The organism is Sphingomonas sp. SL1004 (assembly GCF_057815015.1).
Genome location: NZ_JBYMUX010000001.1, coordinates 390,887 through 413,126 on the forward strand (window position 1 = coordinate 390,887; position 22,240 = coordinate 413,126).

Annotated in this window: 26 protein-coding genes; 12 read left to right on the forward strand and 14 right to left on the reverse strand. The window is 65.4% G+C overall.

Annotated features, from left to right (window positions below; genetic code table 11):
• Positions 1-55: 55 nt before the first annotated feature.
• The gene (locus AC3D24_RS01775; RefSeq protein WP_489027654.1) at positions 56-823 is read left to right on the forward strand and encodes a queuosine precursor transporter; all 768 of its coding nucleotides are present in this window, start codon (positions 56-58) and stop codon (positions 821-823) included.
• Between the two features lie 133 nt (positions 824-956).
• Here AC3D24_RS01775 and purQ read toward each other — a convergent pair whose 3' ends face one another.
• The 5 genes from purQ to AC3D24_RS01800 form a co-directional block, all read right to left on the reverse strand.
• Positions 957-1,625 carry a phosphoribosylformylglycinamidine synthase subunit PurQ gene (gene purQ / locus AC3D24_RS01780; protein ID WP_489027656.1) on the reverse strand — a complete coding sequence of 223 codons (669 nt, stop codon included), beginning with the start codon at positions 1,623-1,625 and terminating at the stop codon, positions 957-959.
• On the reverse strand, positions 1,622-1,852 hold the full coding sequence (purS, locus tag AC3D24_RS01785) for a phosphoribosylformylglycinamidine synthase subunit PurS (RefSeq protein ID WP_031439802.1): 231 nt from the start codon (positions 1,850-1,852) through the stop codon (positions 1,622-1,624). The genes purQ and purS overlap by 4 nt, the downstream gene beginning before the upstream one ends.
• The gene (gene purC / locus AC3D24_RS01790; protein ID WP_055876188.1) at positions 1,853-2,632 is read right to left on the reverse strand and encodes a phosphoribosylaminoimidazolesuccinocarboxamide synthase; all 780 of its coding nucleotides are present in this window, start codon (positions 2,630-2,632) and stop codon (positions 1,853-1,855) included.
• Between the two features lie 136 nt (positions 2,633-2,768).
• Positions 2,769-3,983 (reverse strand): kynureninase, encoded by a 1,215-nt coding sequence (kynU, locus tag AC3D24_RS01795; RefSeq protein WP_489027659.1) that lies wholly within the window; start codon positions 3,981-3,983, stop codon positions 2,769-2,771.
• Positions 3,980-4,879, reverse strand: coding sequence for an alpha/beta hydrolase (locus AC3D24_RS01800; RefSeq protein WP_489027661.1), 900 nt, complete (start codon positions 4,877-4,879; stop codon positions 3,980-3,982). The genes kynU and AC3D24_RS01800 overlap by 4 nt, the downstream gene beginning before the upstream one ends.
• Positions 4,880-5,006: 127 nt before the next feature.
• Between AC3D24_RS01800 and AC3D24_RS01805 the strand changes: the two genes are divergently transcribed.
• The 3 genes from AC3D24_RS01805 (at position 5,007) to AC3D24_RS01815 (ending at position 10,293) form a co-directional block, all read left to right on the forward strand.
• Positions 5,007-6,191 carry a glycosyltransferase gene (locus AC3D24_RS01805; RefSeq protein ID WP_489027663.1) on the forward strand — a complete coding sequence of 395 codons (1,185 nt, stop codon included), beginning with the start codon at positions 5,007-5,009 and terminating at the stop codon, positions 6,189-6,191.
• Between the two features lie 69 nt (positions 6,192-6,260).
• Positions 6,261-8,513, forward strand: a complete 2,253-nt coding sequence (gene parC / locus AC3D24_RS01810; RefSeq protein ID WP_489027665.1) for a DNA topoisomerase IV subunit A — start codon at positions 6,261-6,263, stop codon at positions 8,511-8,513.
• 106 nt (positions 8,514-8,619) lie between these two features.
• Complete coding sequence (locus AC3D24_RS01815; RefSeq protein ID WP_489027667.1) at positions 8,620-10,293, forward strand: putative bifunctional diguanylate cyclase/phosphodiesterase; 1,674 nt, start codon at positions 8,620-8,622, stop codon at positions 10,291-10,293.
• 187 nt (positions 10,294-10,480) lie between these two features.
• Here the strand turns inward: AC3D24_RS01815 and AC3D24_RS01820 are convergent, their stop codons facing one another.
• The 4 genes from AC3D24_RS01820 to AC3D24_RS01835 are packed head-to-tail and all read right to left on the reverse strand — an operon-like array spanning position 10,481 to position 13,458.
• Positions 10,481-11,656 (reverse strand): CCA tRNA nucleotidyltransferase, encoded by a 1,176-nt coding sequence (locus AC3D24_RS01820; protein ID WP_489027669.1) that lies wholly within the window; start codon positions 11,654-11,656, stop codon positions 10,481-10,483.
• Positions 11,653-12,249 carry a CoA pyrophosphatase gene (locus tag AC3D24_RS01825; protein WP_489027671.1) on the reverse strand — a complete coding sequence of 199 codons (597 nt, stop codon included), beginning with the start codon at positions 12,247-12,249 and terminating at the stop codon, positions 11,653-11,655. Before AC3D24_RS01825 ends, AC3D24_RS01820 begins: the two co-directional genes overlap by 4 nt.
• Positions 12,246-12,887, reverse strand: a complete 642-nt coding sequence (locus tag AC3D24_RS01830) for a DUF1285 domain-containing protein (protein ID WP_489027673.1) — start codon at positions 12,885-12,887, stop codon at positions 12,246-12,248. Before AC3D24_RS01830 ends, AC3D24_RS01825 begins: the two co-directional genes overlap by 4 nt.
• A 43-nt stretch (positions 12,888-12,930) precedes the next feature.
• Positions 12,931-13,458 (reverse strand): GNAT family N-acetyltransferase, encoded by a 528-nt coding sequence (locus AC3D24_RS01835; RefSeq protein WP_489027675.1) that lies wholly within the window; start codon positions 13,456-13,458, stop codon positions 12,931-12,933.
• A gap of 208 nt (positions 13,459-13,666) precedes the next feature.
• Between AC3D24_RS01835 and AC3D24_RS01840 the strand changes: the two genes are divergently transcribed.
• Together AC3D24_RS01840 and AC3D24_RS01845 are read left to right on the forward strand one after the other, a co-directional pair.
• On the forward strand, positions 13,667-14,038 hold the full coding sequence (locus tag AC3D24_RS01840; RefSeq protein WP_489027677.1) for a dihydroneopterin aldolase: 372 nt from the start codon (positions 13,667-13,669) through the stop codon (positions 14,036-14,038).
• Between the two features lie 4 nt (positions 14,039-14,042).
• Positions 14,043-14,318, forward strand: coding sequence for a Rossmann fold domain-containing protein (locus tag AC3D24_RS01845; protein WP_489027679.1), 276 nt, complete (start codon positions 14,043-14,045; stop codon positions 14,316-14,318).
• Here the strand turns inward: AC3D24_RS01845 and AC3D24_RS01850 are convergent.
• Positions 14,315-15,199, reverse strand: a complete 885-nt coding sequence (locus AC3D24_RS01850; protein WP_489027681.1) for a hypothetical protein — start codon at positions 15,197-15,199, stop codon at positions 14,315-14,317. The two genes, AC3D24_RS01845 and AC3D24_RS01850, sit on opposite strands and share 4 nt — an antisense overlap.
• A 223-nt stretch (positions 15,200-15,422) precedes the next feature.
• Here AC3D24_RS01850 and AC3D24_RS01855 point away from each other — a divergent pair, with 223 nt between their 5' ends.
• The 5 genes from AC3D24_RS01855 to AC3D24_RS01875 all read left to right on the forward strand — a co-directional run bounded on the left by AC3D24_RS01855 (position 15,423) and on the right by AC3D24_RS01875 (position 18,538).
• Complete coding sequence (locus AC3D24_RS01855) at positions 15,423-16,103, forward strand: energy transducer TonB (RefSeq protein WP_489027683.1); 681 nt, start codon at positions 15,423-15,425, stop codon at positions 16,101-16,103.
• 54 nt (positions 16,104-16,157) lie between these two features.
• Positions 16,158-16,952: a MotA/TolQ/ExbB proton channel family protein gene (locus AC3D24_RS01860; protein WP_489027685.1), complete on the forward strand. Its 795-nt coding sequence runs from the start codon at positions 16,158-16,160 to the stop codon at positions 16,950-16,952.
• Positions 16,953-17,045: 93 nt separating this feature from the next.
• Positions 17,046-17,525 (forward strand): ExbD/TolR family protein, encoded by a 480-nt coding sequence (locus AC3D24_RS01865; protein WP_489027687.1) that lies wholly within the window; start codon positions 17,046-17,048, stop codon positions 17,523-17,525.
• Positions 17,526-17,571: 46 nt separating this feature from the next.
• Positions 17,572-18,000 (forward strand): ExbD/TolR family protein, encoded by a 429-nt coding sequence (locus AC3D24_RS01870; protein WP_489027689.1) that lies wholly within the window; start codon positions 17,572-17,574, stop codon positions 17,998-18,000.
• 178 nt (positions 18,001-18,178) lie between these two features.
• Positions 18,179-18,538, forward strand: a complete 360-nt coding sequence (locus tag AC3D24_RS01875; RefSeq protein WP_489027691.1) for a tetratricopeptide repeat protein — start codon at positions 18,179-18,181, stop codon at positions 18,536-18,538.
• Positions 18,539-19,138: 600 nt separating this feature from the next.
• Here AC3D24_RS01875 and dcd read toward each other — a convergent pair.
• Positions 19,139-19,693, reverse strand: a complete 555-nt coding sequence (gene dcd, locus AC3D24_RS01880; RefSeq protein ID WP_055878967.1) for a dCTP deaminase — start codon at positions 19,691-19,693, stop codon at positions 19,139-19,141.
• A gap of 165 nt (positions 19,694-19,858) precedes the next feature.
• Here dcd and AC3D24_RS01885 point away from each other — a divergent pair, with 165 nt between their 5' ends.
• The gene (locus AC3D24_RS01885) at positions 19,859-20,560 is read left to right on the forward strand and encodes an HPP family protein (protein WP_489027695.1); all 702 of its coding nucleotides are present in this window, start codon (positions 19,859-19,861) and stop codon (positions 20,558-20,560) included.
• A 10-nt stretch (positions 20,561-20,570) separates the two neighbouring features.
• Here AC3D24_RS01885 and AC3D24_RS01890 read toward each other — a convergent pair whose 3' ends face one another.
• Genes AC3D24_RS01890 through AC3D24_RS01900 form a run of 3 tightly spaced genes read right to left on the reverse strand, consistent with a single transcriptional unit; the run spans position 20,571 to position 22,184 of the window.
• The gene (locus tag AC3D24_RS01890) at positions 20,571-21,020 is read right to left on the reverse strand and encodes a cytidine deaminase (RefSeq protein WP_489027697.1); all 450 of its coding nucleotides are present in this window, start codon (positions 21,018-21,020) and stop codon (positions 20,571-20,573) included.
• Positions 21,017-21,694: a glycoside hydrolase family 25 protein gene (locus AC3D24_RS01895; protein ID WP_489027699.1), complete on the reverse strand. Its 678-nt coding sequence runs from the start codon at positions 21,692-21,694 to the stop codon at positions 21,017-21,019. The genes AC3D24_RS01890 and AC3D24_RS01895 overlap by 4 nt, the downstream gene beginning before the upstream one ends.
• Positions 21,695-21,701: 7 nt before the next feature.
• Complete coding sequence (locus tag AC3D24_RS01900) at positions 21,702-22,184, reverse strand: UPF0262 family protein (protein WP_489027701.1); 483 nt, start codon at positions 22,182-22,184, stop codon at positions 21,702-21,704.
• Positions 22,185-22,240: the final 56 nt, after the last annotated feature.

Sequence of the window (22,240 nt, forward strand, 5' to 3'; positions counted from 1 at the left end):
GCGGCGACGACTAGCGCGGATTGTGCGGGCTTGGAACCTCGATCATAACGCGTGGATGGATATTGGTACGGCCAAAGATACGGAACTCGGGCAGCCGCCGGCGCCGGTTGCGGCGAGCGCGGTCAGCGGCGCACAGTTTCGCTATTTCGATTTCGTGATGGCGGCGTTCGTCACGATCCTGCTGCTGTCGAACGTGATCGGCGCGGGCAAGCGCGCGGTGATCGACCTGCCTTTCATTGGCGCGTGGCCGTTCGGCGCGGGCATCCTCTTCTTTCCGGTCAGCTATGTGATCGGGGACGTTCTGACCGAGGTCTATGGCTACGCTTATGCGCGGCGCTGCATCTGGGCTGGGTTCGGCGCGATGTTGTTCATGGTGTTCATGTCGGCGGTCGTCGTCGCCTTGCCGCCCGACGCTGGGTGGACGGGGCAGGCGGCGTACGAGTCCGTGTTCGGACAGGTGCCGCGGATCGTATTCGCGTCGATCTGCGCGTTCTGGGTGGGGGAGTTCGCCAACAGCTTCGTCCTCGCGCGCATGAAGATCTGGACGCAGGGGCGAATGCTCTGGACGCGGACGATCGGCAGCACGGTGGTGGGGCAGGCGTTCGACAGCCTGATCTTCTATCCGCTCGCCTTCTACGGCGCGCCGGACTGGCCGGTCGAGGCGATGCTGATGGTGATGGTCAGCCAGTTTTTGCTGAAGGTGTCGTGGGAGGTGTTGCTGACGCCGCTGACCTATTTGGCGGTGGGGTGGCTCAAGCGCCGCGAGGGGGTGGACATGTACGACCGGGGGACGAACTTCTCGCCGTTCCGCACGCGGGTTTGAGGGGGACAACCTTTACGCGTCCGTCTCCCATCCGTCCCTACACCGTTCGTGCTGAGCGAAGTCGAAGCACCTGAGACTCAGGCCCTTCGACTTCGCTCAGGGCGAACGGGGAGGGTGGGGTGAGGCAGTAGGGCTAAGCGCTCACCGCTTCGAGCAAACCTTCGAACAAGCGTCGGCCGTCCGTGCCACCGTGTGCCGCTTCGATACGACGCTCCGGATGCGGCATCATGCCAAGGACGTTGCCCTTGTCGTTCAGCAAGCCGGCAATGTTGCGCGCCGAGCCGTTGACGCTCTCCGCATAGCGAAACGCAACGCGGCCTTCGCCTTCGAGGCGGTCGAGCGTCTCGGTGTCAGCGAAGTAATTGCCGTCGTGGTGCGCGACCGGGAACGAGACGCGCTCGCCTGCGGCGTAGCCCGATGTGAAGGTCGAGCTCGCCGTTTCGACGGTCAGCGCGACGTCGCGGCAGACGAAGTTCAGGCCTTCGTTGCGCATCAGCGCGCCAGGAAGGAGCCCCGCTTCGGTCAATACCTGGAAACCGTTGCAGATACCGAGCACGGGGAGGCCCTTGCCCGCCTGCTCGACGACCGCACGCATGATCGGCGAGCGTGCGGCGATGGCGCCCGAGCGCAGGTAATCGCCGTAGGAGAACCCGCCCGGTACCGCGACCAGGCCGACGTCCGCTGGCAAGTCGGCATCACCGTGCCAGACCATCAGCGGCTTGACGCCGGTCACCGCCTCCAGCGCGACGGCGATGTCGCGGTCGCAGTTGGAGCCGGGGAAGACGATGACCGCAGTTTTCATGCTTTTTCCACGCGGTAGTTCTCGATCACCGTGTTGGCGAGCAGCTTGCGGCACATGCCGTCGATCGTCGCGTCGTCGGTGTCGTCGGCGACTTCCAGTTCGATCAGCTTGCCCTGGCGCACGTCCTGCACGCCGTCGAAGCCGAGGCTGCCGAGAGCATGGTGGATCGCCCGGCCCTGCGGATCGAGCACGCCGGGCTTCAATGTCACGAAAACCTTGAGTTTCATTTACTTGCCCCGGTTCTTGCGATGCTTTTCGAGGTCGAGGACCGAATTGTCGCCACCTTCGGGCAACAGGCCAAGACGGCGTGCAACCTCTTGATAGGCCTCGACTTCGCCGCCGAGATCGCGACGGAAACGATCCTTGTCCATCTTCTCGTTGGTTTCCATGTCCCACAGGCGGCAGCCATCGGGGCTGATCTCGTCGGCAAGGATGATGCGGCCGAAGTCGTTGTCGAAGATGCGGCCGAACTCGAGCTTGAAGTCGACGAGGCGGATGCCGACGCCGGCGAACAGCCCGCACAGGAAATCGTTCACGCGGATCGCGAGGTCGGCGATGTCGTGCATCTCCTCCTGGCTCGCCCATCCGAATGCGGCGATGTGTTCGTCGGAGATCATCGGATCGCCGAGCGCATCGTCCTTGTAGTAATATTCGATGATCGTGCGGGGCAGCTTGGTGCCCTCCTCGATCCCCAGGCGCGTCGAGATCGAGCCCGCGGCGACGTTGCGCACGACGACTTCGATCGGCACGATCTCGACCTGGCGGATCAACTGCTCGCGCATGTTAAGGCGGCGGATGAAGTGCGTCGGCACGCCGATATGATCGAGCAACGTGAAGATGTGCTCGGAAATCCGGTTGTTGAGCACGCCCTTGCCGTTGATCGTGCCCTTTTTCTGGGCGTTGAACGCGGTCGCGTCGTCCTTGAAATACTGGATCAGCGTGCCTGGCTCGGGACCCTCGTAGAGGATCTTGGCCTTGCCTTCGTAGATCTGGCGGCGGCGAGCCATGCGCGGTCCCCTGGAAATTAGCGGCGAAAAATCGAGCGGCCCCAGCCTACGCGCTATGCACCGCGAAGCCGAGGCCGGAATAGGCCGCGCCTATAGGCGAAGGGTGCGGGGGGTGCAATCGCGGCTTAGCCCGGTGTTAGGTGACAGCGAGGCGCTCGGCGAAGGCGGGGTCTCGCCAGGCTTCGGTTTCGAGCGTTTCGCGCAGAATGTCGCCGGCGCGCCAGACGTCCTGGTAGCTGAGGTACAGCGGCGTGAGGCCGAGCCGGAGGATGTCGGGGTCGCGGAAGTCGCCGATGACGCCGCGGGCTATGAGGGCTTGTGTAAGTTCGTAGGCGTGCGGATGGCGGAAGCTGATGTGGCTGCCGCGTTTGGCGGGGTCGCGGGGACTGACGCAGTCGAGGCCAAGGGCATCCCCGGCTGCCGCCAGGATGTCGAACAGTTGCGCGCTCTTGGTGGCGACGGCGTGCTGGTCGATGCCGGCCCATAGGTCGAGCGCGGTTTCGAGTGCGGCGGTCGAGAGCATCGCGGGGGTGCCCGCGAGCCAGCGCTTCATTCCAGGGGCGGGGCGGTAGGCATCCTCGAACGCGAACGGTGCGGCGTGGCCCATCCAGCCAGACAGCGGGCTGGCGAGCTTTTCCTGCCAGCGTTTGGCGACGTAGAGAAAGGCAGGCGCGCCGGGGCCGCCGTTGAGGTATTTGTAGGTGCAGCCGACGGCGAGGTCGGCATTCGCAGTCGTCAGGTCGAGAGGAACGGCCCCGACGCTGTGGCTGAGGTCCCAGAGCATGATCGCACCGGCGTCGTGCGCGCGAGCGGTCCAGGCGGGCATGTCGAAGCGGTCGCTGGTCTTGTAGTGGACGTGGGTAAGCAGGAGCACGGCGGTATCGTCGTCGAGCGCTGCGGCGAGGTCTTGGCGGGCAACGATCTTGAGGCGCGCGCCGGGTACGCAACTCACCGCCCCCTCGGCGATGTGAAGGTCGGTCGGGAAGTTACCAGCCTCGCTGAGGACGGTATGGCGTTGAGGATTGCTGCGAAGGGCAGCAACCAACGCTTTGAAAAGATGTGTGGACGTGGTGTCGCCAATGATGACCTCATCCGCTGCCGCACCGATCAGCGGCGCGATCTTGGCGCCGATCCGCTGCGGCGCGTCGATCCAGCCCTCGTTCCAGCTGCGGATCAGGCGATCGCCCCATTGGCGGGTGGCGACGTCGGCAAGCACGGCTGGCGTGGCCTTGGGCAGCGCGCCAAGCGAGTTGCCGTCGAGGTAGATCACGCCCTCGGGCAGCGCGAATTGCTCGTGATAGTGCGCCAGCGGATCTGCGACATCGAGCGCGCGGGCATGTTCGAGGGTCACTTGGCATGCCCGAAGTCGGTGAGGATAAGGCGCTTCGCCTCCGCCCAAGCCGCGGTTTCCGGTGCGATCAGCTCGACGTGACCGGTCGCGGGAATGGTGTGGAGCGTAACGCTGTCGCCGGCCGCCTCTGCCTTGGCGACATAGTCGGTCGCCATGACGAAGGGGATGATGTGGTCCTCGTGCCCGTTGATCAGGTCCTGCTTCACGCCCAGCGGTAGGAGGCGTGGCACGGACGTATCGGCATATATGTCGGGATGCTCCGCCGCGGGCTTGCCGACCAGTCCCGCGACAACTTCGGTACCGCAGCCATTGTCGGGACTTGCCGCCGTCGCTTCGAGATCGGGAAGTCCGCCGAGGCTGATGACATGCGCGATACGCAGCGGATGCGGGGTATGGAGCGGGCTGGTCGCCGGAAGCTTCGCACGGGCGGCGAGCCACAGCGCGAGATGTCCGCCCGCGGAATGGCCGACGGCGACGATCCGACGCGTATCGAGATTGAACTTACGAGCGTTCTCCGTGAGTTGGTCTGCGGCCTTCGCAGTATCCGCGAACGTGCCGGGATAGCCGCCGCCAGCGCGGTCGACGCCGCGATAGTCGATGTTCCAGACGGCGATGCCGGACTTGCGCAGGTCGTCGGCGATCCAGTTCATCAGGCTGCGATCGGCGATGCTGCTCGTCCAGCAACCGCCATGCACCATCACGACCACCGGGAACGGCCCTTTGCCACGCGGCAGCCAGACGTCGATCTTCTGCATATCGTCGGTGCCATACGCGATCGTCGCGTCGGCGATCGGCTTGGGGCGGGCGGTGAGCACGGACCAAGTCAGCAGGTCGGCAGAGGCCGGTGTCGACAAGGCGACGAGCGAGAACAGGGCGGCGGTGAGGAAAGAGCGCATTTGCGGATGCTAGCCGAGCAAGTATGCGGCTGTCGCGCGCGGCAACGTCCCCGTGCGAAATTATACCGATCGTAACGTCGCTATCGGCATAGGATGATACGGGCGAGCGCGGGCTACGGGGTGGGCGATGAAGATCTTGGTGCTGTCGAGCCTGTACCCGAACGACGTGCAGCGGCGGCATGGCATCTTCATCGAGCACCGCGTCGGTCACGTCGCCCAGCCCGAGGACGAGGTGCGCGTGGTAGCGCCGATCCCGTGGTTTCCCAGCAGCCGTCCGATGTTCGGCCGATATGCCGAGTTTGCCACCGCGCCGCACGAGGCGGTTCGGCGGGGGATCCCGATCACCTATCCCCGGTACCCGGTTCTGCCCAAGATCGGCATGACGGTGGCGCCTTGGCTGATGGCGGCCGCGCTCTACCGTCATATCGCGCGAATTCGGCGGACGTTCGATTTCGACGTGATCGATTCCTATTATCTCTATCCCGACGGCGTGGCGGCAGGATTGCTGGCCCGGCGCTTCGATCGCCCGTTCGTGATGAGCGCGCTGGGAACCGACGTCAGCCTGATCCCGCAGCATCGGGCGGAACGGGCGATGATCCTGTCCGCGATCGACCACGCCAGCGCGACGACGGCGGTTGCGGCGGCATTGCGCGACGAACTGCTGGCGATCGGTGCGGCGCCGGACAAGGTGTGTGTGGTCGAGCATGGTGTCGACCTGGAGTTGTTCTCGCCGCCTGCCGATCGCGCGGCATTGCGGGCGCGGATGGGTATCGCGGCGCCGACGGTGCTGTCGGTTGGGCATCTGATCGATCGCAAGGGGCACGACTTCGCGATCCGCGCGATTGCGACACTGCCCGACGTGCGGTTGATGATCGCCGGCGACGGACCGCGAGAGGGCGCCCTGCGCGCGCTGGTCGATAGCCTCGGCATGTCGGGGCGAGTCGATTTCCTCGGCCATGTCGACCAGCATCGCTTACCGGACCTGTACGGCGCGGCTGACGTCACGGCGAGTTGTTCGGACCGTGAGGGGATCGCCAACGTGCTGCTCGAATCGCTGGCGTGCGGAACGCCGCTGGTGGCGACACCGGTATGGGGATCGCCGGAGGTGGTGCGCGTGCGCGAGGCGGGCGTGCTGACCGCGGATCGCTCCGATGCGGCGATCGCGGACGGGATCGCACGGCTGCTCGCCGATCTGCCGGATCGTTCGGCGACAAGGGCTTACGGGGAACGGTACGACTGGCGTGAGACTGGCCGGCAGCACCGTGCGCTGCTCGTCGCGGCGGTGGCCGAGCACAGGTCCAGGCGGCGATGAGAACAAAAGGTGACGATAGCGCGCAGGAAGCTTTGATCGTTACGCGCGCGGCTGCTATCGATGCCCGCAATGGCCAGTAGCGACTTCAAAGATCCCTTCGACAGTATCGTCGACGCCCCCTTCGATAGCGCGCTCAGCGAGCGGTATCTGGTCTACGCGTTGTCGACGATCACCGCGCGGTCGCTGCCCGACGTTCGCGACGGGATGAAGCCGGTGCATCGGCGGCTGCTCTGGGCGATGCGGCTGCTGAAGCTGGACCCGGCGCAAGGGTACAAGAAGTGTGCGCGCGTCGTCGGCGACGTCATCGGCAAATACCATCCGCATGGCGACCAGTCGGTGTACGACGCGATGGTCCGCCTCGCGCAGTCGTTCGCGATGCGCTATCCGCTGGTCGACGGGCAGGGCAATTTCGGCAACATCGACGGCGATAACGCGGCTGCTTACCGGTACACCGAGGCACGGCTGACGCAGGTCGCGATCGACCTGATGGACGGGCTCGACGAGGACGCGGTCGCGTATCGCCCGACCTACAACGGCGAGGATCACGAGCCCGAGCTGTTCCCCGGACTGTTCCCGAACCTGCTGGCGAACGGAGCCAGCGGCATCGCGGTCGGCATGGCGACGAGCATTCCGCCGCACAACGCCGCCGAGTTGCTGGAGGCGGCGATCGTGCTGATCGATACGCCCGACGCTGACGACGCGGCGATCCTGGAGCATGTGAAGGGGCCCGACTTCCCGACCGGCGGACTGGTCGTCGACCCGCCTGCGGTTATCCGCGAATCCTATGCGACCGGGCGGGGCGGCTTCCGCGTCCGGGCGCGTTGGGAGACCGAGCGGGAGAAGGGCGGCGGATGGCAGCTGATCGTCACCGAAATCCCGTACGGCGTGCAGAAGGGCAAGCTGATCGAGCAGATCGCCGATCTGATCAACGCCAAGCGCCTGCCGATCCTCGCCGACGTGCGCGACGAGTCGGATACCGAGATCCGCATCGTACTGGAGCCGCGCAGCCGCACGGTCGATCCGCAGATCCTGATGGACGGACTGTTCCGGCTAACCGATCTCGAGACGCGGATCAGCCTCAACCTCAACGTGCTCGACAAGGATCGCACGCCGCGCGTGATGAGCTTGCGCGAGGCGCTGGCGGCCTGGGTCGATCATCAGTTTGTCGTGTTGCGCAGGCGAACCGAGCACCGGCTGGCGAAGATCGCCGACCGGGTCGAGCTGCTCGACGGCTATCTGATCGCGTATCTCAATCTCGACCGCGTGATCGAGATCATCCGCACCGAAGACGAGCCGAAGAAGGTGATGATCGCCGAGTTCGCGCTGACCGATCGTCAGGCCGAGGCGATCCTCAACATGCGGCTGCGCAGCTTGCGGCGCCTGGAAGAGTTCGAGATCAAGACCGAGCGCGACAAGCTCGACAAGGAGCAGGCGACGCTGGCGGCACTCCTGGCGGATCCGAAGAAGCAGCGCGCGCGGATGAAGCGCGACATGGCGAAGATCCGCGATCGCTATGGGTTGGAGACGGTGCTCGGCAAGCGGCGCACGACGATCGAGGAGGCTGCGCCGACCCGCGACATTCCGCTCGAGGCGATGATCGAACGTGAGCCGATCACCGTGATCCTGTCGCAGCGCGGCTGGATCCGGGCGATGCGCGGCCATAACGATCTCGCGAGCCCGGAAGCGCTGAAGTTCAAGGAGGGCGACGGCCCGGCGTTTGCGTTCCATGCGCAGACTACCGACAAGTTGCTGCTCGCGGCCGAGAACGGGCGGTTCTACACGCTGGCGGCGGACAAGCTGCCGGGTGGGCGTGGCTTTGGCGAGCCGGTGCGGGCGATGATCGACCTCGACGGCAGCGTCGGGATCGTCGCGTTGTTGCCCGCGAGCAAGCATCCCAAACTGCTGGTGGTCGCGACCGATGGGCGTGGTTTCTCGGTGAGCAGCGCGGAAGTGATCGCCGAAACGCGCAAGGGCAAGACGGTGGTGACGCCGCGACCAGGCGCGCAGTTGAAGATCGTCCGGCCGATCGGCCCCAACGACGATTACGTCGCGGCGATCGGCGACAACCGCAAGATGCTGGTGTTCCCGCTCGCCGAGCTGGTCGAGATGACGCGCGGGCAGGGGCTCCAGCTGCAGCGCTACCGCGATGGCGGGCTCGCGGATGCGATCACGTTCGTCTTCGCGGAAGGCCTGAGTTGGGCGATGGGCGGTGGTACCGGTCGCACGCGCACCGAATCGGACCTCGGGCCATGGCGCGCGGCGCGTGGTGCGGCGGGAAGAATGCCGCCGACGGGATTTCCGCGGGACAATCGGTTCGGATAGCAGCGTCGCTATCACGCTATAAAACCAGAAGATTGGCGTTAAACGACATAATGGAGCCATTGCGGTTCCTTCAGGACGTCTTAACGAAGCTTCGGTACGCAGGGGCATGGCATTGACCGCCCCGGATGCGATACCGCACGCGATCGTCGCGACCGAACTGGTCGCACGGGCGCTGGAACTCGTCCCGATCCCGGCCGCGCACGTGGTCGTCACCGGCGGCGTCTTCGATCTGTTCGCGATGAACCGGGCCTATCGGCTGGCGGGGCTGGGCGTCGTTGCCGAACGATCGCCGATGATCGCCGATCTAGGGCCGCGCATCATCGCGTTTCTCGATTCGGCCAGCCTGCGCGCCGATTTCGAGTGGGCGCTCGGCGACGAGATTGACTGCCGCTATTACCGGGTGACGATCGCGCGGACGTTCGCGTCGTTTCGCGATCGCTGCACGATCAGCTTCATCGATCAGACCTCGCAGATCCAGACCGAGCGCAGCCTGCGTCGCGAGATGACGACCGACAGCCTGACCGGCCTGCCGAACCGCGAAGGGTTCGAGGAACTGATCGAGGCGGTCGAGGATCGCACTGCCAGCGCCATTCTCGCGGTCGATCTCGATCGGTTCGGTCGGCTGAACTCGTGCCTCGGTTCGCTTGCAGGCGACGAATTGCTGATCACTGTCGCGCGGCGGATCAAGGGGGCATTGCGCGCGCGCGATACGCTGGCGCGCATCGGTGGCGACCAGTTCGGTATCCTGATGACGATCGACGACGATCGCGACGACGCGCATGCACTGGCCGACCGGATCCACCGGACGCTGACGACGCCGTTCCGGCTCACCGATTACGAGATCAGCGTCGAATGCTCGGTCGGCATCGCTTATGGCGCCGACGAGTCGGGCGATGTCGCCGAACTGATCCGTCACGCCCAGTTCGCGGTGAAGCGCGCAAAGGCGAGCGGTCGCGCCGAAAGCTATTTGCCGCAGGATTTCGCGATTGCCCGCGCGCAGTTCGGCATGGAGACGTCGCTACGGCGCGCGATCGAGAACCGCGAACTGCGGCTGGCGTATCAACCGATCTGCGATCTGGCGACCGGGCGGATCGTGTCGTTCGAGGCCCTCGCGCGGTGGACCGACGAACAGGGCCGTGATCACAGCCCGACCGAGTTCATTCCGGTGGCCGAGGAGTCGGGGCTGATCGTGCCGCTGGGGCGCTGGGCGATCGACGAGGCGGCACGGACGCTGGCAAGCTGGGACGCGCGGCACGGCGCACATTGCGGGGTGAAGGTCGCGGTCAATCTGTCCGCGATCCAGCTGCAGCGCGACGACATCGCACCGGTGGTCGAGTCGGCGTTGGCATCGACCGGTCTGACCGGCGATCGTTTCACGCTGGAACTGACCGAGAGCGCGATCGTCACCGATCCGGACCGGATCGCAGGCACCATGCACGCGCTGAAGGCGCTCGGGACGACGCTCGCGATGGACGATTTCGGGACCGGCTATTCGAACCTGGCGTATCTGCAGAAGCTGCCGATCGACGTGCTCAAGATCGACCGTAGCTTCGTCACCGGCATGCTGGCGGACCGCGACAAGGTGTCGATCGTCCGCGCGATCCTGAGCCTTGCGCAGGCGTTGGGAATGAGGACGACCGCCGAGGGGATCGAAACCAACGAACTCGCGCAGACGCTCGCGGCGCTGGGGTGCACGTTCGGGCAGGGGTATTTCTATGCCAAGCCGCTCGAGGCGGAGGCGGCTTACGCGATGATCGTGCCTGGGGCGATGCTGACTTAGGTCGAAGTTTGCAAACGTAGCCGCGCCTCCAATCGTCATCCCAGCGGAAGCTGGGACCTCATGATGAGGGGCTCAGCTACCGCCAAGTGGCATACCCAGCTTTCGCTGGGTGACGGTCTTCGGAGCGGACTGGTATCGGGCATTCGGCGTGCGACTTCGTTGGTTCACCGTTTAAGCCCCGAACCTATCAGCCGCTCAGCGCCTCTGTAACCAACTCGTCGGCGATTGCCGCGACCCGCGCCGCATCGGGGAAGCCTTCCGCGATCCAGCGAGTTTCGATCTGCCGCAGCATCGCCGCGACGTCGGGCCCCTTGCGGAGGCCACGTTCGACCAGGGCGCCGCCCGAGAACGGGAAGGCGGGCGGCGTCCAGTTCTCGATCGTGGAGACGTCTTTGCCCGCGATCAGCAGCCGGTCGATCGCACCGGTCATGCCGGCGCGGTAGGCGAGCGCCTGCGGGCCTTCTTCGCCGGGGCCGGCGGTGGCGGCGATCAGGCGCTTGCGGTCGATATTGGAAAGCTTGAGGCGCGCGCCGACGGCCTCGGCCGCAGTCGGCGCGATCGTCGCGGCTAGGCGACGGATCGGATCGGGTGCGACGCCGGCTGTCATTTCACGATCCGCCAGACGTGCAAGACGATCCGCCCCGGCCGCGTCGATCTCGGGCAATACCGCGCGGAAAATGCCGCGTTCGACCATCAGGGCTACGACGGACACTGCATTGGCGGCCACCAGCAGCTTGAGCACTTCGCTGGCAACGCGTTCGCGGGAGAGCGCCATCAGATCATTCGCGCGAGCCACACACGCATCGAGCCCGGCATCGTCGATCGCCGTACCGAACCGTGCGTGGAACCGGAAGAAACGCAGGATCCGCAAATGATCCTCCGCGATCCGCTGCAACGGGTCGCCGATGAAACGCACGCGGCGTGCCGCCAGATCGTCGAGCCCGCCGAAATAATCGAAGATCTCGCCCGTCACCGGATCGGCGTAGAGCGCGTTCATCGTAAAATCGCGGCGCGCGGCATCCTCGCGCCAGTCGTCGGTATAGGCGATGATCGCGTGACGGCCGTCGGTCGAGACGTCGCGGCGCAGCGTCGTCACCTCGACCGGACCACCGGCAGTCACCGCGGTGATCGTGCCGTGTGCAAGGCCGGTGGGGACCGCCTTGATCCGCGCATCCTCGACGCGTTCGATCACCTCCTGCGGTGGCAGGCGCGTGGCGATGTCGACATCGGCGACGTCGAGCCCAAGCAACGTGTCGCGCACCGCCCCGCCGACGAAGCGCGATTCGCCCTCGGCGGCACCGAGCACCTTGGCGAGCGCTTCGAGACCGTCACGTCGGCGCCATGCCGCGTCCGGCAGGATCATGACCAACGCAGACGGCGCGCAAGGTTGACGATCATCGCCGCGGTCGCGCCCCAGATACGGCGGTCGTTCCACATGATCTCGTAATAATGCCGGTCGTGGCCCTGCCATTCGACCGTCGCCTCGACATGGTTCGCGGTGTCGAGCAGGAACGCGAGCGGCACTTCGAATACGCTCGCCACCTCGGCTTCGCTGCGCGTGAAGACGAGGTCGGGCGGGATCACGCCGATGACCGGCGTTACCTGGAAGCCGGTGACCGTGCGATAGCTGTCCGCCTCGCCGATCACGCGGACCTGGTGGCGCGGCAGTGCGATCTCCTCCTCGGCTTCGCGCAAGGCTGCGGTGACCACGTCCTCGCCGGGGTCGATCCGGCCCCCCGGAAACGCGATCTGGCCCGGGTGGCGGCTCATCGTGTCGGTGCGCTGCGTCAGGATCACGCCGGGATCGGCGCGGTCGGTGACCGCAATCAGGACCGCGGCCGGCAGCAACGTCTCGGACGGCGAGAGATCGCTGTCATGCTGATCGCCGGTCAGCAGGATTATGTGCGCGCCGGTGCCCTTCGCCAGCGCGACCGTCAGTCGTTCCGCCAAGGTCATGCGGCAGGCTCGGGCGCGGCGGACTGGTGCGGCGTGGACTGGTCGGGTTGGGGCTGGGTAAGCGTCGTCGCAGAGCGTGCGGGTTCCAGCGCGAAGAACGCACCGTCGCTCCAGATCCCAGGCGGCGTGTCATCCGCCGCGATCGCGCGTTCCGCCAGCTCGTAATATACCGCGCGCGATACCAGCGCCTCCATCCCGCCACGTACGGCGAGATAGGGGCGGGGGCCGTCTGCGTCCTCGACGAAGCGCAAGGCATGGTCCGGCCCCGCGGTAACGAGGTCGCCGGTGTTGAGCCGGAACGCCAGCTTGGCATCGCGGCCGCTGCCTTCGGCCTTCATCTCGACCGCGATGAACGGCGCATCCTCGACCACGATGTCGAGCTTTTCGACGGGCGTGACGAGGACATGGCTGCCGTCGGGCTCGCGGCGCAGGATCGTCGAGAACAGGCGGACCATCGCCGGGCGGCCGATCGGCGATCCCTGGTGATACCAGGTGCCGTCGCGGGCGATCCGCATCTCGCTGTCGCCGCAGTGGGTGGGGTTCCACTTCTCGACGGGCGGAAGCTTCGCCTCTTCGACCAGTTTGGCAATCTCGGCGAGGCTCAGCGAGGCGATATCGGGGATGGGATCCATGGGCATCGCGGCGGACTAGGCGGGCGCGGGGCCGACGTAAAGCGGCGCCTTATGCGGATGCGACCGCCGGTATCGCCACCGCGCTTCGGGAGCCGAGCATGCCCGCGGATGCCGGCACCGCTGCGCCGCGTGCGAGCAGGCGGTGGCGCTCGACCGGGCCGGGGGCTTCCCAGCGCGCGGTACGGTCGGCGGTGAAGCCGAAGAAGCGACCATAATAGTCCGGATCGCCGATCAGCATCAGCGCGCCGTCGAGATTGTGCGCGGTTGCCGCGTCGATCGCCTGCGTCATCAATCGGCGGCCGATTCCGTCGCCCTGGTGCGCTGGTTCGACCGCAACCGGGCCGAGCATGACCAGCGCCGCCTGCCGTGCCCCGTCGATCAGCGCGATCGGCCAGCACTGGATCGAGCCGACCAGCACGCCGTCCTCGATCGCGGCGAAGCTGAGCGCGGTGACCGGTTCGCTGCCGCCGCGGATCGTATAGGCCGTCCGCGTGAACCGGTCCGGCCCGAACGCGCGATCCAGCAACGCCTCGACCGCGGTCGGATCGATGCTGTCGAGGGGTACGAGAGTGATCACCGATATCTCCTGCCCAGGGCGTGCCGCGTATGGACGTCGAGGGCAGCGCGCTTTAACTTCAGCGCCGCCGAACGCAAGAATAACTCAACGCACGGATGACCGAACGCCGGGAGAGCCGAACGCAGGGATGTCGGGCGGTCGCGGTTTGCGGCGTTCCCGGGCCAAGGCGTGACTTTCATCTGCGCGTACGTCTGCTAGAGGCGCGCGGATGGAAGACAGTCTTCAACTCGAAGTGCACGATCTCGAAGTCCAGGTGCTGACCGGCATCTATTCGGAAGAGACGCATCTGCCGCAGCCGCTGCGGATCTCGCTGACCATCGATCTGGTCTGCCCCAGGCGGTTCGCGCCGGACACGCCGCTGTCGGCCTCGAAGAATTATCTCGACCTGAAGAATGCGGCGACCACCGCGCTGCCGCCGGGCGTGCATTTCACGCTGATCGAGGGCGTCGCCGATCACATCTGCGAGACGCTGTTCCTCCAGGACGCCCGCGTGCTGCGCGTGAAGGTGAAGATCGTGAAGCTGGCGATCGCCGAGGCAGGCGAATCGATCGGCGTGACGCTCGTTCGTCATCGTCGCTGACGCCATGCGGCTGGTGTTGGCACCGGGTGACGATATCGCGGCGTTGGTACGACGGGCTCATGGCGAGTCGGTCGTGGTCGTGATCCCGGCGACGCTCGATCCGCTGGCGATGGCGCAGGCGAGGGCGGCAATCGGGCCGCTGGCGGTCGAACTGGCGCCCGGCTGTCGTCTGAATGCCGTCTGTCCCACGGTAGCTGCAGACCCGGTCGACGTGGAGGCCGCCATCGCGTTCCTGGAACAGGCGCGATCGACGACCGGGCAGCTGCTCGAAATCGTCTAGCTCTTCCGGGTTCTGCCGCACGGGCCGAGCGCCTTCAGCACGAATGCATAATCCTCGCGCGCGATCACCGCGTCGGCCGATTCGAGCGAGGTCGTGCTGCGCTCCGGCAGCGTCTGTGGCAGCGCGCAGGTCAGGCGGTACCACAAGAGCGTTTCGGGAGCGGGCGGGGCAGCCGATTCGTCGACGATCTCGCTCAGCGCGACCGCCCAGCGGGGCTGCTCGCCGGGCCGCCGGAGAATGGACAGGGATACCGGTCGCTGATCGGCGGTCGTCAGAAAGATCTGCGTCTCACCTTCGCCCGGCAATGCTCCGGCGACGTGGAACGCGTTGCCGACCCCCGTGATGACTGGGGGGGCTTCGGTGGCCAGCGCGTCCTGCGCGATTTTCCGTGATCGAGCGTCGGCCGTCGGCGTCCAGTCGAGTTGGGCGTCGGGCGCCACCAGCTGGACCTGGTTCGCCGCACCGGCCACCGGCCGGGCGAAGATCAGCACGCGCGCCTTCTTGAACTTGGGCACGCGACCGCGCGCATCGGGAGAGACATCCAGCAGATACCCGATTCGCGGCGGCAATCCGTCCGATCCGCGAATGAGCGCGGTTACGTCCACTTCGATATAGAGTCGGACGAGGCCCGGCGCGAGATTTGCCGCTTGGGCAGGCTTGATGCGGGTCGTCGATCGAACCACGGCATCGGCGATCACCGGCGCGGCAAGCACCAGGTCGGCCATGTCCGAGTAACCTGGTTGCGCGGCGCTTTGACCAGCCGCGCCATCGCCCTGATTTGTCTCATAACCAGGCGAAACCTGGCCCTGCGCGGCGCTTGCCGGGGCGTTGGCCATGATGATCGCAGCGGCCGAAGCCGTAACGGGAAAGAGAAGTTTCATGCCTTCCGGCTACGCGATCGAAGCTGAACGATACAGAAATAAATCTGTCATGCCGGGCTTGTACGTTTGTTGCGTCCGACAAAGCGTTTGCGTGTCGCATGACGTGGCGATAGGACTTGCGCACTGCCCCGTGGTTATTCCGGCCAACGGCAGACGTATGTGTCACGCACCTAGTGTGGGCGCTGCGTACGGAGCAGGCAGATTAAGGGAGTGTCGTTGCTGAATGGCCTATGTTGACCAGAAGATGTCCGGAGGCAAAATCGTCGCGATCGTTATCGTCGCGCTGATTCATGCGGCCTTGGGCTATGCTTTCGTCACCGGCCTCGCGTACCAGTACGTGAAAAAGGCCCAAGAAAAGCTTAATACGTTCGACGTGGAGCCGCCCCCGCCGCCGCCTCCACCCGACGAGCCCCCGCCGCCGCCGCCTGACCAGCCAAACCTGCCGCCGCCGCCGACTACGGTCGTCACGCCGCCGCCGGTGGTTGTCACGCCCCAGCCGGCGCCTGCTTTGCAGACGTCGAGCATCATCCCGCTCAGCCAGCCGACGGCTCCGCCAGCGCCTCCAGCGCCGCCGGCACCGCCAGCACCGGCGCCAGTGCCAAGGGTGTCGCAGGCTGCAGGCCTCAAGGGTAATCCGGCGCAGTATTTCGGCGCGGACAATTATCCGCCGTCGGCACAGCGCGAGGGTGCACAGGGTCGCGTATCCGCGAAGTTGACGATCGGTACGGATGGTCGCGTGACCGGCTGTACGGTGACGACGGGCAGCGGCAACACGACGCTCGATGACGCGACGTGCCGCATCTCCAAGGCTAGGGTGAGGTTCACTCCTGCAAAGGACGAGAACGGCAATCCGATGGCATCGTCGTACCAGTTGAATGTCCGGTGGGTCCTTCCAGAGGATTGATCCCACCTAACCCTAACCGCACCAGATGAAATTCAGTCAGAGGACTAACCGATCATGATCACCACCATTCTTGCAGCGGCAGCGCCCGCCGCAGCCGACGCCAACCCGTACGGCCTGCAAGCCGCACTCCGCGAAGGCGGTCTGATCTCGCAGACCGTGTTCGGCATCCTCGTGCTGATGTCGGTCGTGTCGTTCTACATCCTGTTCTCGAAGCTGTTCGAGCAGCAGAAGATCATCGGCCAGGGCAAGCGCGTCCGTCAGGCCTTCTGGTCGTCGAACTCCTTGCGCGAAGGTTCGGCCAAGCTCGACAAGAACTCGGCCTACAAGCAGATCGTCGACGACGGCCTGGCCGCTCAGGAGCAGCATTCGAAGCTGACCGATCCGGTCGAAGCGCATGACTGGCTGCACGGTTCGCTGGCGCGTTCGGAAGCCGCGATCAACTCGAAGCTGGGTGGCGGTCTCGCCTTCCTCGCGACGGTCGGTTCGGTTTCGCCGTTCATCGGTCTGTTCGGTACGGTTATCGGCATCTATCGCGCGCTCGTGAAGATCGGCGCGTCGGGTCAGGCATCGATCGACAAGGTCGCAGGGCCGGTCGGTGAAGCCCTGATCATGACCGCTCTGGGTCTGGTCGTCGCCGTTCCTGCCGTGCTGTCGTACAACTGGCTGCAGCGTCGCAACAAGTCGATCGCAGAGGACCTGTCGGCCTTCTCGAACGACGTGCTGGGCTTCCTTGCTTCGAACGGCGCCGTGCGTCCGTCGATCGCAACGGCTGCCAAGCCGGTTACGGCCAAGCCTGCCACGACGACCACGACCGCCGGCCAGACCGGTGGCGTACCGCGCGCCAACTAAGACGCGCAAAAGGCGGGGCTGCTGTTCGCAGCGGCCCTGCTTCATTGCCGCCGGCAGTTCCGGAGGCGATTAAATGGATAGGATAGTTCGCACATGGCGATGAGTGTTGGTGGCGATTCCACCGAGAGTTCGATATCGGACATCAATACGACGCCGCTGGTCGACGTCATGCTCGTGCTCCTGATCATCTTCCTGGTGACGACGACCGTCGCGGTCCAGGCGGTGCAGCTGAAGCTCCCGGAGGTTCGTTTCGATCCGACGATGACCAAGCCCGAGAACGTCTCGCTGTCGGTGACGACCAATGCCGATGGCAGCTGTGCAGTGTATTGGGGCATGAGCCCGGTCACCTCGACCGAGCTGCTCGATCGCGCGGTGACCAAGCTGAAGGCCGAGATCGATCGCCAGGGTGGCGCGAACGCAGCCGGTCTGGAATTGCCCGAGGCGCATATCCGCGGCGACGTGAACACGCCGTACAAGTGCATCGGCGGCACGATCTATACGATGCAGCGCGCCGGCTTCGCCCGCGTCGGCTTCATCTCCGAGCCGCCCCCCGGCGGCACCACCGAACGCTGATGTCGGACATTGATGGTCGCTCGGACGAATTTAGGAGTAGCATAGAATGGCAATGAGCGGCGGCAAAGAAGATGGCTCGCCGATGATGGAAATGAACATGACGCCGTTGATCGACGTCTTGCTCGTTCTCCTCATCATGTTCATCATCACGATCCCGATCCAGACGCATGCGGTGAAGGTCGACCTTCCGGTCAACAGCCCGAACCCGCCGCAGAACCCGGTCAATCCCGAGAAGAACAAGATCACGATCGATCCCGCCGGTGTTATCGCGTGGAACGGTGCGCCGGTCGACGAAGTCACGCTGCGCCAGTATCTGGATCAGTCCGCTGGCATGACGCCGGAGCCCGAACTCCACTTCCAGCCTGATCCGCAGGCGCGCTACGAAGTGGTCGATCGCACGCTGGCTGTCATCAAGCGGTCCGCGATCACCAAGCTCGGCTTCATCGGCAACGAGCAGTATCGCAACGACTTCTAAGTCGTCCTGCATACGGTATCGAGTATCTAATGGGCGGTCCTTCGGGGCCGCCCTTTTTCGTTGTCGGGGGTTTCGGAGCACAGACCGAGCGCACCGCTTGCACGATCGTCATCGAAGTGACACACTGATGTCATAAAAATGAAACCTTCCGATACGCGAAGGTCAGTGGAGATGAGCGATGCGCAATACTGTCCTGTTCGTTCTCGCAAGCCTTGGCACGGCAGTGCCGGCGTTGGCGGCACCATCGGTAACCGTTGATCGAACCGGCTACACCGCGATCGCGGCAGGTGACCTGTCAACGGCAGAACAGCGCATCGTCGCCGAGCGGAAGATCTTCCCGCAGCGTCCCGAATTGATGCTCAATTTGGCGTCTGTCTATCATCGGACCGGTCGCGATTCGGAGGCAAGGGCGCTGTATGCTGCAGTCCTGGAGCAGCCAGCGGTGGCGATGGACCTGCCGTCGGGCGCGATCGTGTCGTCGCACGACTTGGCGAGCCGCGCGCTGGCGCGCCAAACCCGACAGATCGCGACTCGCTGAACGCTTGGCTGCGGGAGCATCGGGGGGGACGTCACGTCTCCCTTGTTCTCCCGCGAAGGCTTGAGCCCAGTTTGAGTCCCCCTCCGCGAGGACACAAGGTTGGCTTGTGAGTCAGAGGCGTGGAGCGGACACCGCGTCGTGTATCGGCGCAGCCTGCATCTATACGGTCTTACGTCGCGCGCGATGCCAGCACGTCGAGGCTGCGTTGGTCGGAGCAGGTCATCGAGGCAAAAAGGCGTTTGTGCGCTTTGCGGTCTGTCCCGGCTTTGCGACTCGCAGATCAGATCTGCGCGACTGGAAGACCAGATCTGGCCGTTCCGCGCACGATCACACCGCCCCACCCCGGCGAAGGCCGGGGCCCAATTGGGGGACGTCGCCAACTGAGCGCTGAATGCCGTTACTGCGGCCTTTCCACTTGGGCCCCGGCCTTCGCCGGGGTGGTCGTGTGCGAGGCGAATGCGGTTTACGACAGCGATTTCAGGTGTTTGACGCAGCGCCCTGGGGAATGCGCACGCGTTTCGGGGGGACTCAAGCAATCTGTCCCCGCGGAGCGACGGCAGCGTTTCAGCTCTTCGCAGCTCTAACCGTCTCCCGCCAACCCTAAAGCCGCGGTAGCGTCACCCCGCGTTGCCCCATATATTTTCCCGCACGGTCGGCATAGCTCACCTCGCACGGCTCGTTCCCCTTGAGGAACAGGAACTGGCACGCGCCCTCGTTCGCATAGATCTTGGCAGGCAGCGGCGTGGTGTTGGAAAATTCCAGCGTCACATGCCCCTCCCATTCAGGCTCCAGCGGGGTCACGTTGACGATGATCCCGCAGCGCGCATAGGTCGACTTGCCGAGGCAGATCACCAGCACGTCGCGCGGCACGCGGAAATACTCGACGGTGCGGGCGAGTGCGAAACTGTTCGGCGGAATGATGCAGACGTCGGTCTTGCGATCAACGAAGCTATTCGCCGCGAAATCCTTCGGATCGACGATCGCGCTGTCGACGTTGGTGAAGATCTTGAACTCGTCGGCAACGCGCGCGTCGTAGCCATAGGACGACAGGCCGTACGAGATGCAGCCATCGCGGCGCTGCGCTTCATGGAACGGCTCGATCATCGCGTCGCCGAGCGCGCGCTCGCGGATCCAGCGGTCGGACATCACGGACATGGGTAGCTCCTCTTCGGCGTGCGCTTTCGCCCGGATGGCGCGCCACGGCAAGGGGCATGCTCCAGCCCGTCAGGGCGTAACTACCGCGGTTGCGGTATCGCATCCGGTGGATGACTTGCACGGGACGACGCCATATGCGGCAGGGCTCAACCGCAAGGACATGGCATGCGATCGTTTTTCGTTCCGATACTCGCCGGGGCCACGCTGGGCAGCCGGTTGCTTGCATGCCTCGGTGCGGGCCTGGGTATCACGCTGACCGGTATCGTGAGCGCGGCGATCATCCATCCGCATGGATCGTTGCTGCTTCTGGTGGCGCCAATGGGTGCCGCCGCCGTTCTCGTTTTCGTAGTGCCAGCCAGTCCGCTCTCGCAGCCCTGGTCGGTGATCGGCGGGAACGTGATCTCGGCGCTGGTCGGCGTCGCCGCGGTGCACCTCGTGCCGGTCCCGGTCGTCGCCGCTGGATTGGCGGTGGGCGTCGCGATCCTCGCAATGTCACTCACGCGATCATTGCATCCCCCAGCCGGGGCGGTCGCGCTGACCGCAGTGCTCGGCGGACCCGCGGTGTGGGACGCAGGGTTCTACTTTGCGCTGGTGCCGATCGCGCTGAATGCGGTCGCATTGGTCGGACTGGGCGTGGTGTTCCACCGGGTTACCGGTCAGCGCTATCCGCATCGCCCGATACCAGCGAGCGGACCGGCGTCCGCATCCGAGGGAACGATGCTGACCAGCGACGACCTAGACCGCGCATTGATCGACTTGCACGAGGCGCTCGATGTGGACCGGGAAGATCTCGACGCTCTGCTCCGCCGGGTCGAATATCATGCGATGCGCCGCCGAACGCTCTCGCCACCGGCCACACGCCGGTGACCGATGCCGTTCAGCCGATGCCGAGATCGGCAGGGCCGAATGCATCGGGAAGGAGGTCCGAAACGGCATAGGTTCGGATCGCATCGCCTTCGGCCGCACCACAATGCACGGGGAGGTCGCGCTTCCCCATCTGTGCGGCTTCGTTGATCACCTGGCGACAGCGACCACAGGGGCTGACCGGCGTCGTACCCGTGGCGCGGCCCTCGGCATCCATCGCGCCTCCGATAACGCCGATCGCGACGATATCGCGCAGCCGCCCCGCGGCGCTGGCGGTGGCGATCGCGACCGTCTCGGCGCACAGCGACAGGCCGTAGCTGGCGTTCTCGAAATTGGCGCCGGTGATGACGCTGCCGTCGTCGAGCAGCACCGCGGCCCCGACCGCGAACCGCGAATAGGGCGCATGGGCGTGTCTCGATGCATCGCGCGCGGCGGCTATCAGTCGAAGTGCGTGTTCAGTCATGATGCCACCACGTCCCAGTTCACCGGTCCCTCGATCCCGTCGATGCGGCGGAAATCGCTCGCGCGCCACATTCGCCACGGCCGCGCGGTGTAGTCGGGCTTGAGGATATTCTCCACCGCCCATAGCGGCCGCGGCACCGCGTCCGACAGCGTGTATTTCGAATCCACCGCCTTGCTGATCCGCAGCATCACCGGTTGCCGGGTATGCGTCTCGACCATCGTCACGAACTGCGCGATATCGGCGATCAGCGTCGCGCGGCCCGGCCGCGCGGTGCAATCGTCATGGAAGGCGATGTCGACCGCGGTCGGTAGTGCGTCGGACGTCCGAGGCACGAAAGTGTTGAACGCGTTCGCCTGCTCGGCCGCGCGTTGGCACAGCGAATAGACATGGACTGCGCCGCGACGCAGGCCCGCGTCGGGCAGCGCCGCCCAGTTCGCCTCGAACGCCGGGTCGCGACGGTCCATGCCAGATGTCGCGACGATATAGGCGAAGTCGGCGCCGCTCGCGCGCACCGTGCCCCATTCGACCGGACCAGGGTTTTCGGCAAGGTCGATGCCCTGCAACGGGTAGTGCTTGACGTCGGGGTGCCAGCCGGTCGCGGCGGTCCAGCCGCAGATGCCGACGAAACCGGCCGCGGCCAGCGCGCCGGCGAATTTCAAAAGTCCGTAGGCCATGGGTCTTCTAGTTGCGGATGTGGAGAACGCAGATCAGCGTGAACAGTCGCCGCGCGGTGTCGAAATCGACCTCGATCTTGCCGTCGAGGCGCTCCTTGAGCAGCTCGGCAGCCTCGTTGTGGACGCCGCGGCGCGCCATGTCGACCGTCTCGATCTGTGCGGGCGAGGATTGCCGGATCGCCTGGTAGTAACTGTCGCAGATCGCGAAATAATCTTTGATCGGTCGGCGAAAACGGCCGAGCGCGAGCACCAGTGTTTCGAGATGCGTGTCGTCCTCGCGGTGGATATGGATGCCGAGGCGCCCTTCCTCGGACTGGAGCTTGATCCGGTACGGGCCCGCATATCCGTCCGCATAGGCACGCTGCGGGGCGAAATGATTGTCCTCGATCAGGTCGAATATGGCGATCCGCCGCTCCTGCTCCACGTCGGGCGAGCGCCAGCCGAGACTGGTCTCGTCGAGTTGCACATCGATGATCCGCGGGTCGGCCATTCCGGTTCGATAGCGGGGCGCGTTCGGCCTGTCACTTATCCCCAGCATTCCGGCGC

What these genes read in the sequence shown, in the direction of transcription:
- AC3D24_RS01775 (WP_489027654.1), top strand. Translation starts at nt 56, where the DNA reads ATGGATATTGGTACGGCCAAAGATACGGAACTCGGGCAGCCGCCGGCG.
- purQ (WP_489027656.1), bottom strand. Translation starts at nt 1,625, where the DNA reads ATGAAAACTGCGGTCATCGTCTTCCCCGGCTCCAACTGCGACCGCGAC.
- purS (WP_031439802.1), bottom strand. Translation starts at nt 1,852, where the DNA reads ATGAAACTCAAGGTTTTCGTGACATTGAAGCCCGGCGTGCTCGATCCG.
- purC (WP_055876188.1), bottom strand. Translation starts at nt 2,632, where the DNA reads ATGGCTCGCCGCCGCCAGATCTACGAAGGCAAGGCCAAGATCCTCTAC.
- AC3D24_RS01800 (WP_489027661.1), bottom strand. Translation starts at nt 4,879, where the DNA reads ATGCGCTCTTTCCTCACCGCCGCCCTGTTCTCGCTCGTCGCCTTGTCG.
- AC3D24_RS01805 (WP_489027663.1), top strand. Translation starts at nt 5,007, where the DNA reads ATGAAGATCTTGGTGCTGTCGAGCCTGTACCCGAACGACGTGCAGCGG.
- parC (WP_489027665.1), top strand. Translation starts at nt 6,261, where the DNA reads ATGGCCAGTAGCGACTTCAAAGATCCCTTCGACAGTATCGTCGACGCC.
- AC3D24_RS01815 (WP_489027667.1), top strand. Translation starts at nt 8,620, where the DNA reads ATGGCATTGACCGCCCCGGATGCGATACCGCACGCGATCGTCGCGACC.
- AC3D24_RS01820 (WP_489027669.1), bottom strand. Translation starts at nt 11,656, where the DNA reads ATGATCCTGCCGGACGCGGCATGGCGCCGACGTGACGGTCTCGAAGCG.
- AC3D24_RS01825 (WP_489027671.1), bottom strand. Translation starts at nt 12,249, where the DNA reads ATGACCTTGGCGGAACGACTGACGGTCGCGCTGGCGAAGGGCACCGGC.
- AC3D24_RS01830 (WP_489027673.1), bottom strand. Translation starts at nt 12,887, where the DNA reads ATGCCCATGGATCCCATCCCCGATATCGCCTCGCTGAGCCTCGCCGAG.
- AC3D24_RS01840 (WP_489027677.1), top strand. Translation starts at nt 13,667, where the DNA reads ATGGAAGACAGTCTTCAACTCGAAGTGCACGATCTCGAAGTCCAGGTG.
- AC3D24_RS01845 (WP_489027679.1), top strand. Translation starts at nt 14,043, where the DNA reads ATGCGGCTGGTGTTGGCACCGGGTGACGATATCGCGGCGTTGGTACGA.
- AC3D24_RS01850 (WP_489027681.1), bottom strand. Translation starts at nt 15,199, where the DNA reads ATGAAACTTCTCTTTCCCGTTACGGCTTCGGCCGCTGCGATCATCATG.
- AC3D24_RS01855 (WP_489027683.1), top strand. Translation starts at nt 15,423, where the DNA reads ATGGCCTATGTTGACCAGAAGATGTCCGGAGGCAAAATCGTCGCGATC.
- AC3D24_RS01860 (WP_489027685.1), top strand. Translation starts at nt 16,158, where the DNA reads ATGATCACCACCATTCTTGCAGCGGCAGCGCCCGCCGCAGCCGACGCC.
- AC3D24_RS01865 (WP_489027687.1), top strand. Translation starts at nt 17,046, where the DNA reads ATGGCGATGAGTGTTGGTGGCGATTCCACCGAGAGTTCGATATCGGAC.
- AC3D24_RS01870 (WP_489027689.1), top strand. Translation starts at nt 17,572, where the DNA reads ATGGCAATGAGCGGCGGCAAAGAAGATGGCTCGCCGATGATGGAAATG.
- AC3D24_RS01875 (WP_489027691.1), top strand. Translation starts at nt 18,179, where the DNA reads ATGCGCAATACTGTCCTGTTCGTTCTCGCAAGCCTTGGCACGGCAGTG.
- dcd (WP_055878967.1), bottom strand. Translation starts at nt 19,693, where the DNA reads ATGTCCGTGATGTCCGACCGCTGGATCCGCGAGCGCGCGCTCGGCGAC.
- AC3D24_RS01885 (WP_489027695.1), top strand. Translation starts at nt 19,859, where the DNA reads ATGCGATCGTTTTTCGTTCCGATACTCGCCGGGGCCACGCTGGGCAGC.
- AC3D24_RS01890 (WP_489027697.1), bottom strand. Translation starts at nt 21,020, where the DNA reads ATGACTGAACACGCACTTCGACTGATAGCCGCCGCGCGCGATGCATCG.
- AC3D24_RS01895 (WP_489027699.1), bottom strand. Translation starts at nt 21,694, where the DNA reads ATGGCCTACGGACTTTTGAAATTCGCCGGCGCGCTGGCCGCGGCCGGT.
- AC3D24_RS01900 (WP_489027701.1), bottom strand. Translation starts at nt 22,184, where the DNA reads ATGGCCGACCCGCGGATCATCGATGTGCAACTCGACGAGACCAGTCTC.